This window comes from Streptomyces omiyaensis (genome assembly GCF_014650895.1).
Taxonomy (GTDB): Bacteria; Actinomycetota; Actinomycetes; order Streptomycetales; family Streptomycetaceae; genus Streptomyces; species Streptomyces omiyaensis.
Genome location: NZ_BMVV01000026.1, coordinates 56,724 through 71,123, shown reverse-complemented (window position 1 = coordinate 71,123; position 14,400 = coordinate 56,724). Strand labels below are relative to the sequence as shown.

12 protein-coding genes are annotated in these 14,400 nt (G+C 76.0%); 5 read left to right on the top strand and 7 right to left on the bottom strand.

What is annotated here, in order from left to right; translation table 11 throughout:
- The first annotated feature begins 6 nt into the window (after positions 1–6).
- Positions 7–1,173, top strand: coding sequence for an epoxide hydrolase family protein (locus IE287_RS31230; protein ID WP_189852592.1), 1,167 nt, complete (start codon positions 7–9; stop codon positions 1,171–1,173).
- A gap of 572 nt (positions 1,174–1,745) precedes the next feature.
- Here the strand turns inward: IE287_RS31230 and IE287_RS31225 are convergent.
- Positions 1,746–2,441, bottom strand: a complete 696-nt coding sequence (locus IE287_RS31225) for a sigma-70 family RNA polymerase sigma factor (protein ID WP_189852591.1) — start codon at positions 2,439–2,441, stop codon at positions 1,746–1,748.
- 161 nt (positions 2,442–2,602) lie between these two features.
- Positions 2,603–3,277, bottom strand: coding sequence for a hypothetical protein (locus tag IE287_RS31220; protein ID WP_189852590.1), 675 nt, complete (start codon positions 3,275–3,277; stop codon positions 2,603–2,605).
- A gap of 215 nt (positions 3,278–3,492) precedes the next feature.
- On the opposite strand from IE287_RS31220, the gene IE287_RS31215 reads away from it, so the two are divergent.
- Positions 3,493–4,704: an MFS transporter gene (locus IE287_RS31215; protein ID WP_229883846.1), complete on the top strand. Its 1,212-nt coding sequence runs from the start codon at positions 3,493–3,495 to the stop codon at positions 4,702–4,704.
- A complete protein-coding gene (locus tag IE287_RS31210; RefSeq protein ID WP_189852589.1) occupies positions 4,701–5,789 on the top strand; it encodes a sugar ABC transporter permease in 1,089 nt (362 codons plus the stop codon). Before IE287_RS31215 ends, IE287_RS31210 begins: the two co-directional genes overlap by 4 nt.
- Here the strand turns inward: IE287_RS31210 and IE287_RS31205 are convergent.
- Positions 5,776–6,942 (bottom strand): acyl-CoA dehydrogenase family protein, encoded by a 1,167-nt coding sequence (locus IE287_RS31205; RefSeq protein ID WP_229883845.1) that lies wholly within the window; start codon positions 6,940–6,942, stop codon positions 5,776–5,778. The genes IE287_RS31210 and IE287_RS31205 overlap by 14 nt on opposite strands.
- 158 nt (positions 6,943–7,100) lie before the next feature.
- Between IE287_RS31205 and IE287_RS31200 the strand changes: the two genes are divergently transcribed.
- Both IE287_RS31200 and IE287_RS31195 read left to right on the top strand, forming a co-directional pair.
- Positions 7,101–8,885: a CoA transferase gene (locus tag IE287_RS31200; protein ID WP_189852587.1), complete on the top strand. Its 1,785-nt coding sequence runs from the start codon at positions 7,101–7,103 to the stop codon at positions 8,883–8,885.
- Entirely contained in the window at positions 8,882–10,537 is a 1,656-nt protein-coding gene (locus IE287_RS31195) for a class I adenylate-forming enzyme family protein (protein WP_189852586.1), read from the top strand. The genes IE287_RS31200 and IE287_RS31195 overlap by 4 nt, the downstream gene beginning before the upstream one ends.
- Before the next feature lie 49 nt (positions 10,538–10,586).
- On the opposite strand, the gene IE287_RS31190 is transcribed toward IE287_RS31195, so the two are convergent.
- The 4 genes from IE287_RS31190 to IE287_RS31175 all read right to left on the bottom strand — a co-directional run bounded on the left by IE287_RS31190 (position 10,587) and on the right by IE287_RS31175 (position 14,383).
- The gene (locus IE287_RS31190) at positions 10,587–11,396 is read right to left on the bottom strand and encodes a metal ABC transporter solute-binding protein, Zn/Mn family (protein WP_189852585.1); all 810 of its coding nucleotides are present in this window, start codon (positions 11,394–11,396) and stop codon (positions 10,587–10,589) included.
- On the bottom strand, positions 11,345–12,223 hold the full coding sequence (locus tag IE287_RS31185) for a metal ABC transporter permease (RefSeq protein WP_189852584.1): 879 nt from the start codon (positions 12,221–12,223) through the stop codon (positions 11,345–11,347). Before IE287_RS31185 ends, IE287_RS31190 begins: the two co-directional genes overlap by 52 nt.
- Positions 12,220–12,855: a metal ABC transporter ATP-binding protein gene (locus IE287_RS31180; RefSeq protein ID WP_189852583.1), complete on the bottom strand. Its 636-nt coding sequence runs from the start codon at positions 12,853–12,855 to the stop codon at positions 12,220–12,222. The genes IE287_RS31185 and IE287_RS31180 overlap by 4 nt, the downstream gene beginning before the upstream one ends.
- A 187-nt stretch (positions 12,856–13,042) precedes the next feature.
- Positions 13,043–14,383 (bottom strand): acyltransferase family protein, encoded by a 1,341-nt coding sequence (locus IE287_RS31175; protein WP_189852582.1) that lies wholly within the window; start codon positions 14,381–14,383, stop codon positions 13,043–13,045.
- Positions 14,384–14,400: the final 17 nt, after the last annotated feature.

Below are 14,400 nucleotides of genomic sequence, written 5' to 3'. Positions count from 1 at the left end.
GCTGCCATGCGCCCCTTCCGCATCGAGATCCCCCAGGCCGACATCGACGACCTGAACGAGCGCCTCGCGCGCACCCGTTGGCCCGAGGGCGAGATACCGGACGCCGACTGGTCGCGCGGCGTCCCGGTCGAGTACCTCAAGGAGCTCGCCGAGTACTGGCGCTCCGGCTTCGACTGGCGGGCCGCCGAGGCCAGGCTGAACCGGTACCCGCAGTTCATCACCGAGATCGACGGCACCGACGTCCACTTCCTGCACGTCACCTCGCCGGAGCCGGACGCGAAGCCGCTGATCGTCACCCACGGCTGGCCGGGCTCCGTCGCCGAGTTCCTCGACGTCATCGGCCCGCTCACCGACCCGGCCGCGCACGGCGGCGACCCGGCCGACGCCTTCCACGTGGTCATCCCCTCGATCCCCGGCTACGCCTTCTCCGGCCCCACCCGCGCGGCCGGCTGGGACACCCGCCGGGTGGCCCGCGCCTGGGCCGAGCTGATGAGCCGCCTCGGCTACGACCGCTACTTCGTGCAGGGCGGCGACTGGGGCATGCCCATCTCCCTGGAGCTGGGTCTCGCCGACCCGGAGCACGTCGCCGGCGTGCACGTGAACATGTTCGTCACCTTCCCGCCGCAGGACCCGGCCGCCTTCGAGGGCCTCGACGCCACCGACCTGGGCCGCCTGGAGTTCGCCGGGCGCTTCCAGCAGGACGGGATGGGCTGGCAGCGCATCCAGTCGACCCGGCCGCAGACCCTCTCCTACGGCCTCACCGACTCGCCGGTCGGCCAGCTCGCCTGGATCGTCGAGAAGTTCAAGGAGTGGACGGCCGCGGACAAGGTCCCGGAGGACGCGGTCAGCCGTGAGCACCTGCTCACCAACGTCTCCCTCTACTGGTTCACCGGAACCGCGGGCTCCAGCGCCCAGCTCTACTACGAGTCCGCGCACGGGGACGAGGCCTTCGCCCGCACCTGGGGCGGCCCCTGGCCGCTGGAGGCACCGGTCGGCGTGGCCGTCTTCCCCGAGGACGCCGCGCTGCCGATCCGCCGCTGGGCGGACCCCCTGCTGCCGACGCTCACGCACTGGACCGAGTTCGACAAGGGCGGTCACTTCGCCGCCCTCGAACAGCCCGCGCTGCTCGTCGAGGACGTCCGCGCCTTCGTCCGGCCGCTGCGCCGGGGCTAGAGCCTGTCTGACAATTCTCGCCGGGTCCGGCCCGCCCGGCACGCACGCTCGCCGCACGGCCGGAACGCCCAAGTAGCTCCGCTACGCGGGCGCCCCGGCCGCACGCCGATCGCACGCACCGGACGACCCGGCCTGATCCGACGCCAATTGTCAGACAGGCTCTAGGACGCTTCCCCGGCGCGGTGTCAGTGCCCGCCGTGGTGCGGACCGTGCGTCGTGGGCGAGGGGGCGGGCCGCGCGGGCGGATCCGACGCGGGTCCGATCGGCCCCACCGCCGCTCCCAGGGCGTACGACCCCGCGAAGACCAGGACCAGCAGGAGGAGGAACCCCCCGAGAACGAAGGGAGGGGAGGCGAACCGCCCCCTCGCCTCCCCGGAGCGCGAGGACGCGCGTGGTCTCTCCATCGGTTGCCTCTCCGGAACCCCTGCGGCGCCGGTGGGGCCGGGCCGTCCTTCCTCAGGAGTCGGACGGTCGCGCGGTCCGGTTCCCGGCGGGGCGGAAGGCGCGGGAGCGCGCCGCCGCGGTCCCGCCCCCCTCCGTCGTCCGCCCGAACACCCGCACCGAGCGGACTCTCACGCGAGCGCCGGCGCCCGCGTGCACGGCTCGGGCGCCACCGCGTCCTCCCGCGGGGCGGGCGGCGTCGGCGTGTCCGGTTCCTCGGCGCCCCGGAGCAGGGCCACCAGGGAGGCCCGGGCCCGTGCGACCCGTGAACGGACCGTCCCGATCGGGCAGCCGATGGCCTCGGCGGCCTCGGCGTAGGGCAGGCCCAGCAGCTGGGTGAGGACGAAGGCGTCCTTCCGCTCCGCCGGGATGGCGGCGAGCAGCTCGGCGAGCGCCACGCCGTCCTCGAAGCCGGGAAGCCCCCGGGGCTGGGTGTGCTCGGCCTCCGTCTGCCAGTCGTCGCGGTCGGACAGGCGGGGACGGGCGGCCGCGTGCCGCAGGCTGTCGACGACCGTCCGGCGGGCTATCGACAGCAGCCAGGTGCGGGCCGAGGAGCGCCCCTGGAAGCCGGGCAGCGCGGCGAGCGCGCGGAGGAACACCTCCTGGGTGAGGTCGTCGGCCGCCTGGCGGTCGGCGCTGAGGTACGTCACGTAGCGGCGGACGTCGCGGTGCAGGGCGCGGACGAAGAGGTCGGCCTTGACCGGGTCGCCGTCCCGCGCGGCGAGCGCGAGCCGGGTGGTCGCGGCGTCGGTCTCGGGATCCGGGGCGCGCGTCGGGCGGGAGGCTCCGGACGGACGCCGAAGGAGGGTGTCGTGGGCATGGGTCATCGCCACAGGTCCTTACGGGGCAAGGGGGAGCCGGCGGGGCGCTCCGACGAGGTCGGCGCCGTGGCCGGTGACGGGTACGGCCCCGCCCCGGCGGGCGCCGGCGGAGGCAGGACCGATGCCCGAGGGACGGAACCGGACCGTCGCGCTCGGGGAGTCGGCTGTCAGAGGACAGCGGGTGCCGGGGGAGGACCTCGGGAGATGAGCGAATGCGCGAGGAACAGCCGCCGGGGAGCGCGCTCGTCACCCGCTCGCGCGGGCCGGAGCCCCGGCCGGTCGCAGACGGCGGGGACGAAGGACGCGAGCAGCGGGCACAGGGGGCGGAAGAGCCGCAGGGACGCGGCGCGCAGCAGCCGGAACGCCGCCCGTTCGCCGTACGCCATCCACAGCCCGCTCAGGAGGGCGGCCAGCAGATGCGCGGAGAGCATCCCCGAGGACGACGACATGTCTGTCATGTCGTGCCCGCCTCCGCCCCCGGACACCGTCCCCACGGGCGGGACCGTGCCGTCGTGTCCCATGGCCGTCGGGGACACGTGGGCGTGTGCCGCGTACGTGTCGCGCATCGGCGGGGACATCGGCGTGCCCGCCGGCCGGGACCACGAGAAGACCGTGTGGAGCGCGCTCTGCGCGACCACGCTCGCCGAGGTGACGGCGAGGAGGCCGTGCTCACGGTCGGCGAGGAGCCAGGCGACCGCCGCGGTGGCGGCCGAGGCGAGGACGAGCGTCCGGGCGGGCAGGCCGTGGCCCGACATGAGGATGTGGCCGGTGGCGGCGAGCAGCACGCAGAGGGCCGCGAACGTCGCGGCCCTCGGCCCTCGCGCACATCGGCCTGGTGTCATGGCGCGCCCATCCTTGCACCCCTCCCCGGAGGCACGGAGCGGATCGGACGGGTCCATCGGACGGGTCCAGCGGTCGGGATCCTCGGCCTGTCGGCACATGGGCACGCGACTGTGACGCGGCCCACAAAAGCGCCTCGGGAACTTCCGGGACGGCCGCCGCGACTCCTCGGGGGCGACGGCATCCGGTCCGGTCGCCGAACGGGGAGGGACGCGCGGTGACGAGCGGGGACACGGGTGCCGGCACCGGGGGAGGGACGGCCCGCGGGCTGACCGCGCTGCTGACGACGGCCATGGCCTTCTCGATGCTGCAGCTGTTCCTGCTCGGCGCGTTGGGCCCGCGGCTCGTGGACGGGCTCGGCGTCTCGGAGACCGTGCTGGGGCTGACCACCACGGTCGGTTTCGGGACGGCGGCCGTGCTCTCTCCCGTCGGCGGCCGGCTCGTCGACCGCGTCGGCGCCCGCCGTGCCCTCGTCGCCCTGCTCGTGCTCGCCGCGGTGGCGCTGGGTCTGATCGGTGCCGCGCCCGGTCCCGGTCTCCTTCTCGTGGCCGTCGCGCTCGGCGGCCTGCCCCAGGCGCTCGCCAATCCGGCGACGAACAAGGCGATCCTGGCGTCCGTGCCGGCGGCGCGGCGAGGGGCCGTCACCGGCGTCAAGCAGTCGGGAGTCCAGCTGGGCGCCTTCGTCGCGGGCCTGCCGCTCGCGGTGGCCGCGAGCGTGATCGGGTGGCGGGGCGCGGTGTGGGCGGCCGCCGGTGCCGCGCTCCTCGCGGCCGCCTGGGCCCGCGGAGCGCTGCCGGCGGACGCGGCGCGGCCGGCGGGGCGCCCCGCGAGCGGTGCCGCGCCGGCCCGGCGCGGCGGGCCCGTTCCCTGGCTGGCGGCCTTCTCGCTCCTCCTCGGCGCAGGGATCGCCTCCGTCAACACCTACCTCGCCCTGTTCGGCTCCCGGAGCCTCGGCATGGGGCCCACTGCGGCGGGCGCCCTGGTCGCCGTCCTCGGCGTGGCGGGGATCGCCGGCCGTGTCGGCTGGTCGCGGGCGGCCACGCCCGACCGGGCCGCGTGGCTCCCGGGGCTGCTCGCCGGAGGGGCGGTGGGAGCGGCGCTGCTGCTGGCCGCCGCCGTCCGGATCGGTCCGCTGGTGTGGGTGGCCGCCGTGGCGGTCGGCGTGTTCGCCGTGTCCGGCAACGCCGTCTCGATGGTGCTGGTGATGCAGCGCTCCGCGCCCGGCCGGGCCGGACAGGACTCCGCCCTGGTCGCCGCGGGCTTCTTCGCCGGGTTCGCGGTGGGCCCGCCCCTGTTCGGGCTGTTCGCGGAGCGCGGGCGGTACGGGCAGGGCTGGGCCCTGGTGGCCGTGGAGTTCGCCGCGGCCGCGGCCGTGGCGCTCGTCTGGGCGGTGCGGGACCGCCGTGCGCGCGCGAAGGCCCCGAGGTGACCGGCACGGGCTGGGCCGACGAGGCCCTCGGCCTCGTGCTGCGCCGCGCGGCACGGACCGCGGATCTGGTGGGCGACCGCTTCCCCCTGTACGCCGACCCCGCCGACGGCCGGTGGACGACGACGGGACGGGGGTCGTGGACGGGCGGCTTCTGGGCGGGACTCCTGTGGCTCCGGGCCGGCCGCACCGGGCGGGACGCGGACCGCGCGGCCGCCGCCGCCGTGACCGCCCGGCTCGCCCCGTGGGCCGAGGCGGACACCGCGGCACGCGGCCTCATCCTCTGGTACGGCACGGCCCTGGCCCCCGGGGACGCCGCGGCCGGGGCCCTTCGGGAGCGGGCGGCGCGGGCGGCGGCCGGCGCCTTCGACCCGGAACTCGGTCTCGTCCCGTGGGGTTCGGCCCTCGGGGGCGCGCGGCTGCGGGCCCGCGTGGACGGCGTCCCCGGTCTCGTGCCCCTGCTGGCCTCGGCGGGGCCCGAGGGGCGGGCGGTGGCCGCCCGGCACCTGCACCGCCACCTCGACCTGTGCCTGCCGGGCGGGGGCACCGGCCGTCCGGTCCCCGCGTGGCGGCTGGACCGGACGGGCGGCTGGCTGCCGGAGACCGATCCCGCGCCGGGCTGGACGCGGGGCGAGGCGTGGCTCCTCCTCGCGGTCGCGGACGCTCTGCTGCTCGCGCGGGCCCCCCTGCCGTCCACGGACCGGCTGGTCCGGGCGGCCGGACACCTCCTGGCGGAGTGCGCGATGCTCGTCGGACCCCCGGTCCCGCCGGCCGACGCCCACCGCGCCGGCGGCCCGCTCGACACCTCCGCCGCCGCCGTCACCGCCGTCGCCTGCCTGAAGCTCGCGCTCGTCCCCGACGCCCCCTGGGCGGCGGCGTGCGCGTCCCGGGCCGGTGAGGTGCTGCGCCGCCTCGCGCGCGACCACCTCACCCGGCCGCGGGGGACCCGTCCGGCCGGGATGCTCCTCGACGGCTGCTACGACGCGCACGGCGGGACGGCCGTCCGCCACGAACTCGTCTGGGGCGACTTCTTCCTCGCCCTCGGGCTGGCGGCGCTGCTCGGCCGGGTCGACCTCAGGCGGGTGTGACGGCGGCGGCCCGACGGCTCCGCAGGACGCGCCGGGCCACGGAGGAGACGTGCTGCTCGTCCGGTCCGTCGAGGATCCGGGCCGTCCGCCCGGTCCGCAGGAGCGCCGGCAGGGGCGTGTCGGGCCCGAGCCCGGCCGCGCCGAACACCTGGACCGCCCGGTCCGCGACCTCCTGGAGGGTGCGGGCCGCGGCCGTCTTCGCCAGACCGACCTCCACGCGGGCGTCGCGTCCGTCCGCGACCCGTTCCATCGCCTCGTGGACCAGCGGCCGCGCCGTCCTCAGTGCCAGCAGGGCCTCGAAGACGTGCTGCTGGACGAGCTGGCGGTCCGCGAGCGGCGCCCGCCCGCCCCGGCGTTCCACCGCGCGCTCGCAGAGGAGGTCGAAGGCCCTCTGCGCCTGGCCGATCCAGCGCAGCGCCCGCAGGGCGCGGCCCAGTTGGAGACGCTCGCCCGCGATGGCCAGGGCCTGCCCGGTGGTGCCGAGGACGTGGTCGGCGTCGACCTCGACACCCGAGAGTTCGATCTCGTACTGCCCGGTGGCGCCGAGGACGGGCAGCTCCCGCGCGACGCGGAACCCCGGCGAGGCGGTCGGCACCAGGAGGAGGGAGAGCCCGGTGCGGTCCCCGGGCGATCCGCCGGTGCGGGCGAGCACGGCCACGAGGTCCGCGTCGCCCGCGTGGGAGACGAACCACTTCCGTCCGGTGACGCGCCACCCGCCGCCGGGCAGGCGCTCCGCGCGGGTCGCCGTCAGCGCCGGCTCGGTGCCGGGCGTGTCCGGCTCGGTCATCGCGTAACAGGTGCGGAGATCACCGGAGACCAGACCGCGCAGGTAGGCGGAGCGCACCCGGGCCGACCCGTGCCGGGCCAGCATGGTCACGTCGAGGAGGGGCGCGGAGCCGAGCGCCGCGGGGCCGTGGTCGCTGGACCCCTCCGCCTCCGCGATCGACGCGTACGCGCGCAGGCCGAGACCGCCGCCGCCCAGTCCGGCGGGGAGGGGGAGCGCCCACAGGCCGGCCGCGCGGGCCTCCTCGCGCAGCCGCTCGCGCAGTTCCCGGGCGGGCGGCCCGCCGGCGTCGAGCACCCCCTCCGCGGGGAACACGCGGTCGCGGACGAACGAGGCGACCCGCTCCCGCAGCGGATCGACATCCGCCACTTCATGATCCGTCACTGTTTCCTCCGTCTCGGGAACCAGGCAGAACACGCGTCCGACTGCCTGCCCGTGGAAGTGGTCGGGCGCACCCGCCCGCCGGTTCCCGCGACCGTGAAGTCCCCGCGCGGCGGCCACCGCCAACGCGCCAGGAGAGGAGAGGCATGGCGTCATCAGCGACCGCGCGCACCACGGTCGGCCGCCCGCCGGGCACAGCCCGTCCGCTCGACGCGCTGCGGTGTGAGACCGGCGGTCCCGAGCCCCTGACCCGGGTCGTCTCCGACCACCTGCGACGGCTCGGGGCGACGGTGCGGGAGGGCGCCCCGCGGGACATCACGCTCGGCGGCGGGGGGTTCGCGCCCCTCACGGCCCGCACCGCGTGGGGGGCGGCCGGCTCCGGGATCGAGGACGAGGCCACCGCCCAGGCCGTCACCGGCGTCATGGCCGTCCACGGCCGCCGCCACGGGGTCCCGCGCGGCCTCGCCGTCGACTGGCTGGCGACCGCCACCGGGGTGCTCACCGTGCAGGGCCTGCTCGCGGGGCTCGTCGGGCAGGCCCGTGGCCTGCCTCCGGTCCGGGTGCGGACGACGGCCGACCGGGCCGGGCTGCTCACCGTCTCCCAGTACCTCGCCGCAGCCGGTGCCGACGAGCCGGAAGCCGTCGAACCCGCCCCGGGCGGACCGCCGTTCACCTCCGCCGACGGAGTCCTGTTCGAGCTGGAGACGCTCGATCCGGGGGCCTGGGCGGCGTTCTGGCGCGCCCTGGAGGCCCCCGCCGACGCGGTGCGGACGGGCTGGCGGCCCTTCCAGTTCCGGTACGCCACCGCCTGCGCGCCCTTCCCGGCAGCGCTGCACGAGGTGACCCGGCGTCAGGCGTGGACGGGGATCCGGCAGGCCGCCGCGCTCTCCGGAGCCGAGGTGTGCCGACTGCGCACGCTCGCCGAGCGCGCCGGCGAGGACGACGGCGCCGATCCGTGGTCCCTGCGCACGCTCGGCCCGGGCCGCCCGGCGAGCGCCGCGGCCGGTACGGCGGCCCGGCCGCTGGCCGGACTGACCGTCCTGGAGGCGGGCCGCCGGATCCAGGCGCCGCTCGCCGCCCACCTGCTGGGCCTGCTCGGCGCCCGGGTGATCCGGATCGAGCCCCCGGGCGGCGACCCGCTCCGGGGCATGCCGCCGGCCTGCGACGGGATCTCCGCCCGCTGGCTCGCCCTCAACCGGGGCAAGGAGGCGGTGGAGATCGACATCAAGGCGTCCGCGGACCGCGGAAGGCTCCGCGAACTCGTCGCCGGCGCGGACGTGTTCCTGCACAACTGGGCGCCGGGGAAAGCGGCGGAGCTGGAGCTCGACGCCGAGCACCTCACCGGCGTCAACCCGTCGCTCGTCTACGCGTACACGGGCGGCTGGGCCGGCCGGATCGCCGACGCGCCGATGGGCACCGACTTCATGGTGCAGGCCCGCACCGGCGTGGGGGAGGCCGTCCATCCGGCCGGCGAGCCGCCCGTTCCCTCCCTCATGACGCTCCTCGACGTCCTGGGCGGCCTGCACGGCGCCGAGGCCGTCCTCGCGGGCCTGCTCCTGCGCGAGCGCACGGGCCACGGCGTGCGGGTCGACTCCTCCCTGCTCGGCGCGGCCGACACCCTCCTCGCGCCCGCCCTGCGACGGGCCGCCACCGGCACCGGTCACCGCCGCCCCGCCGGATTCCGGCGACCGCTGCGGACCTCCGACGGCTGGATCGCCCCCGCCGACGCCAGCGCGCCCGCCGCGGCGGCACACGACGTCACGGGCCTGTGCACCGAGGACGCCCTGGACCGTCTGCGGGGCCGCGGCCTCACCGTCACCGCCGTCACCACGGACCTCTCCGCCCTTCACCACGACCCGCGCCTGTCCGGCCCGATCGGCCGGGACGCGCACGGTGCCCCCGTCGTTCCCGACCCCTGGAGCCTCGCGTGACCCTCGCCCTGACCGACCTGCTCCCCGCCGGACTCCGCCGCTCCTGGGCGATGGACGGCACCTGCCCCGACCTCGACCTCTACAGCCTCTACCGCGCCCGACAGATCGCCGACCTGCACCGCACCGCCGTGATCGACGCGAAGGGCGAGCTCTGCTACACGGCCCTCGACCGCAAGGTCCGATGTCTGGCCGAGGGCCTGCGCGGGCTCGGCATCGGCGCCGGGGACGTCGTGGGCGTCCAGCTGCCCGACGGCCGCAACGCCGTCACGGCGGAGCTCGCCCTCGCCGCCCTGGGCGCGATCGCCCTCCCCTTCCCGGTCGGGCGCGGCGCCGCCGAGGCCGCGTCCCTGCTGCGCCGCGCGGAGGCCGTCGCCGTCATCGCCGCGGTGGAACACCGGGGACAGTCCCATGCCGCCGGCCTCCAGGCCCTCGCCCCGGCACTGCCCGCCCTGCGCCACGTCGTCGCCGCCGGCCGGGACGCCCCCGAAGGAACGGTTCCGCTCACCCGGCTGCTGCGCACCGACCCCACCGGTTTTGTACCGGCCCGCCCCGACCCCGACGCAGCCGCCCGCATCCTCGTCTCGTCCGGCTCCGAGGCGGAGCCGAAGATGGTGGCGTACTCCCACAACGCCCTCGCCGGGGGACGCGGCAACTTCCTCGCCTCCCTCATGCCCGACGACACCCCGCCCCGCTGCCTCTTCCTCGTCCCCCTGGCGTCCGCCTTCGGCTCCAACGGCACGGCCGTCGCCCTCGCCCGCCACGGCGGCACGCTGGTCCTGCTCGACCACTTCACCCCCGAGGCCGCCCTCGCCGCCGTACGGGACCACCGGCCCACCCACGTCCTCGGCGTGCCCACCATGATCCGCATGATGCTGGAGGCCCTGGAGGAGACGGACGACCCCCTGCCCGCCCCCACCGCGCTCGTCCTCGGCGGCGCCCCGCTCGACGAGGCGACCGCGCGGGCGGCGGCCGACGCCTTCGGCTGCCCCGTCGTCAACCTGTACGGATCGGCCGACGGCGTCAACTGCCACACCGGGCTCCGGCACGGCGTGCCGCCCACCGACCGCTCCGGCGTCGTCGCGGGGCGCCCGGATCCCCGCGTCGCCGAGATCCGCATCACCGACCCCGACACCCACGAGCCGCTGCCCGACGGGCGGATCGGCGAGATCGTCTCCCGCGGCCCCATGACCCCGCTCTGCTACGTGGGATCACCGGAACTCGACGCCCGCTACCGCACGCCCGAGGGCTGGGTCAGGACCGGAGACCTCGGCTTCCTCGACGAGGACGGCGTCCTGCACGTCGCCGGCCGCCTCAAGGACGTGGTGATCCGCGGCGGCGCCAACATCAGCCCCGCCGAGGTCGAGCGGACGCTCGCCTCCCACCCCCGGGTCCGCGACGCGGTCTGCGTGGGCGTGCCCGACCCGCTCATGGGCGAACGGCTCGCCGCCTGCCTGGTCGCCAAGGGGCCGGCGGCCCCCTCCCTCGCCGAGCTGGGGGCGTACCTCGCCGAGCGCGGGATCGACCGGTACAAGCACCCCGAGCACCTCCTCGTCCTGCCGCAGCTGCCGCTCACCGCCGCCGGGAAGCCCGACCGCGCCACCCTGCGGACCCGGATCGCGGAGGACCGCAGGGCCGCTCCCGCCCGGGCGTGACGACGAGGGGGAGGGCCGCCGCGCCCCTCCCCCTCGCTCCGTCCCGCGGTCAGGAGCCGCTCATCGCCTTCTTCAGCCCGGCCGCCGCGTCGCGGTACACCGCCAGCAGATCCAGGTCCTCGCCCGGGTAGTTCACGATCGGCACCTGCCGCGCCCCCGAGTCCGGCAGCACGGTCCCGGTCGACATGTGCGCGTTGTCGAGGACGAGGGCGGGCTTCTTCGCCGAGAGGGAGAGCAGCTGCGCGGGGGTGACCGGCTCGGGGCCGTACGTGCCCACCGGCGTGGCGCCCGCGAGACCGGCCGCCCAGGCCGTGAAGACCTGGGCGACGACGGCCGGGCTCCTCCCGTCCGGCCACGCGGCCTTCAGCTCGCCGTTCAGCTTCGCGACCTCGCGGTCGAGACCGGTCTTCCACCGCGAGGCGGTGTCCTCCGTGCCGAACAGGGCGCCGAGGCGCTCGACCTCGGCCTTGGCCCTGGCCGGGTCGTTGTCGAGGTTCACCTCGACGAGCCTGGCCTTCGAGCCGGCCGCCTCCCTGATCTTCGCCGCGTACGGTTCGAACGGCGCGTACAGCACGAAGTCCGCCTGCGCGACGGCCGCGAGATCGGACGGCTTCGGGTCGTAGTCCGGGGCGTGGTGCACGGACCGCGGCACGATCACCGTGACGTCCTCGGCCCCGGCCGCCTTGGCGAAGGCGCCCTCCCAGGTGGTCGTCGCGACGACCACCGGCTTGTCCTTCGCCCCCTGGGCGCCGGTGCCGGACGCCGGCGCGTCCTCCCCGCACCCGGCCAGCAGCGGCAGCGCCGCGCTCAGTGCGACGAGGGGAGCGAGACGGGCGGTACGGACGCGGATGCGCGCCATGGGCTGATTCTCCGTTCGGGAACGAGATGCGCGGCGAGGACGACGGCCCCCGCCGTGAGGACGAGGACCGGGCCCGGAGGCCAGTCCAGCCACAGGGCCAGCAGGAAGCCCGTGACGTTGACCGCGACGCCGATGCAGACCGCCCACAGCGTGATCGACCCCAGCGAGCGGCCCAGGCGGCGGGCCGCGAGCGCGGGCAACAGGGTCAGCGCGTCGACCAGGAGCGCCCCGGTCAGCTTGATCGCGCCGGCGACCGCGACCGCGACCAGGACGAGAAGGACCGTGGTGAGGAGCCGGACCGGCACGCCCGAGCACTGGGCGAGCTCGCGGTCGTACAGCAGCAGCGCCACCTCGCGGCGCCGCCACCAGAACAGCGCGGGCACGACGACGGCGAGCGCGCCGAGGACCACGAGGTCCGCCGTGCCGACCGACAGGATCGACCCCCACAGCAGGGCGAAGGCCCCCGAGGCGTTGACGCCGGAGACGGCGAGGACGAGCAGCGCGGCGGCGATCGCCAGGCTCATCAGCAGGCCCATCGCCCCCGACAGCCCCGACGGCGTCCGGGCCAGCGGCGCGACGCCCGCCCCCGACAGCGCGCACGCCACCAGGGCGCACACCATCGGATCGATGCCGGTCAGCAGCCCGACCGCGATGCCGAGGAGCGCCACGTGCATCATCGCGAACCGCACCGGCATGATGTCGAGTCCGACGATGACGACGCCGATCACCGGGAGGCCGACGGACGCCAGGAGCAGCGCGATCCCGGCCCGCTGGACCGGGACGAGCTGGAGCACGGCGCCGAGGTCGGCCGTCGCGAGCGCGCTCACCGCACCTCCCGCAGGTGCCCGGCGGCCATCTCCAGGACCCGGTCGCACCGGTCCGCGAGGGCCCGGTCGTGGGTGACGACCAGGAGGGTGACCGGCAGCGAGACCAGCACGCCGGCCGCCTCCTCCTGCCCCGCGAAGTCGAGGGCGGCGGTCGGCTCGTCCGCGAGCAGCACCCGGGCGCCGGCGGCGACGCAGCCGATCGCCCGCGCCAGGTACATCCGCTGCAACTGCCCGCCGGACAGGGTGCCCACGGGGCGCGAGGCCAGTTCCCCTACCCCGAGCCGCTCCGCGGCCCGCACCGCCTCGCCGGGCGCGCCGCTGCTCGCGAGCAGCTCGTCGCCGCGCAGCGGGAAACGGCCCGCCGCGGGCTTCTGCGGGATCCAGGCGCACGACCGGCGCCGCCGGGCCCACTCGGCGGCCGAGCGCGCACCGCGCCCGCCGACCTCGATGGAGCCGCTGGTCTGCCGGTGCAGCCCGAGGACCGCCCGCAGCAGCGTCGTCTTCCCGGACCCGTTGGTGCCCGTCAGCGCGACCCGCTCGCCGGCGCCGATCTCCAGGTCGACCTCGGCCACGGCTTCGGCGCGCCCGTGACGACAGGAGACCCCGCGCATGCGTATGTCCAGTCCGCCCATCCCGTGCCCCTCACTGCTTCCGTGCCCCTGCGCCGGAGAAGTCGTGCGACGAAGGCCCCGGGTTCCCGGACGTCCGCGGGAGGCGGCGGACTCGGGGCACCGGTTCCGTGCGAGACGGAGGGGCGGCAGGCTCCTTCCGGAGCCGGCCGCCCCTCCGTCGCACCGGCGGCAGGGCCGTGCCGGGTGGTCAGACGGAGGTCAGGACGCCCTGCTCCGACGAGGACGGGGAGTCGCCCCCGGTGCCCTTCGGGCCGGACGCGGACACCTCGTCCTCGCGGCCCTTCGCGCGCCGGTCGAAGAGGCCGCGCAGCTTCTTGTTCAGCGGCTCCTCGATGACGTAGTGGCTGGCCAGTGCGGCGACGAGGGTGCCGAGCAGGACCAGGCTCACCATCTCGGCGAAGCCGACGGTGCCGCGCAGCATGCCCGAGTTGACGGCGGACTTGCCGAACATGCTGCCGTTGTGGAGCACGACGTGGATGAAGAACACGTGCCACAGGTAGATGCCGTACGAGATGCGGCCGAGGAAGGCCATCGGACGGTTCGCGAGGACCAGGTCCATGGTCTTCGAGCGGGCGCCGGGCGCCACCAGCGGGATCACGACGCACATCGAGAAGACGAAGAACAGGGTGTGCAGCACCATCTGCTGGGTGAGCGCGCCCCAGTCGCCCATGCCGGGCTCGCCGAACGGGTGCGGCACGTTGGCGAGGTAGGCGAGCAGCGCGACCAGCCAGAAGCCCATCGGCCACTTGGCGGCCCAGCGGAACAGAGCCGGCCGGCGCGGTGCCACCTCGGCGTAGGAGAGCATCACGGCCAGGGCCATGCCGCCGGCGAAGTAGCCGACGTAGCCGAAGGGCCAGAAGGACAGGTACCAGACGTCGGCCGTCATGGACGGCAGGAAGCAGTAGGCGGTCCAGGCCATGCCGATGAGGACCAGGGCGACGAGCGGGACGAACATCCGGCGGGCGCGCTGGGCCGGGGTGGTGCCGCGCACGGCGAACGTGTGGATGACCCAGGCGATGACCGGAAGCGCCAGGTAGAACAGCATCTCGGTGGGAACGGTCCAGGTCGGCTCGATACCGGTGACCCACTCGGCCCGGGTGAAGAAGTGGATCATCAGGAGCGGCCGGAGGAAGAACCAGACGCCGTCGATCTTGTCGTAGTCCAGGAGCAGGATCGAGGCGAGCACCAGCGCCCAGAAGGCGGGGACGATGCGCACGAAGCGGCGCCAGTAGAAGGGGGCGACCCGCGGGGCGGTGCCCTCGGCGGTCACGGTACGGCGGGCGAAGGGCCGGTAGAGCATCAGGCCGGACAGGACGAAGAAGGGAGGCAGGAAGACGCCCATGCCCTCGGTGAGATAACCCCACACGTTGGCGCGCGGGTCCGCGAAGTGGTTGCTCACGCCCGCCGTGTAGGCGACGTGGTAGACGAGGACTGCGACCGCGCACAGTCCGCGCAGACCGTCGAGGACGGGGACTCTGCGCTTCTGGGGGGATTCGGCGGCGCCTGTCCGGACATTGCGAGATGCCACGTTTCGCGCTCCCTTGG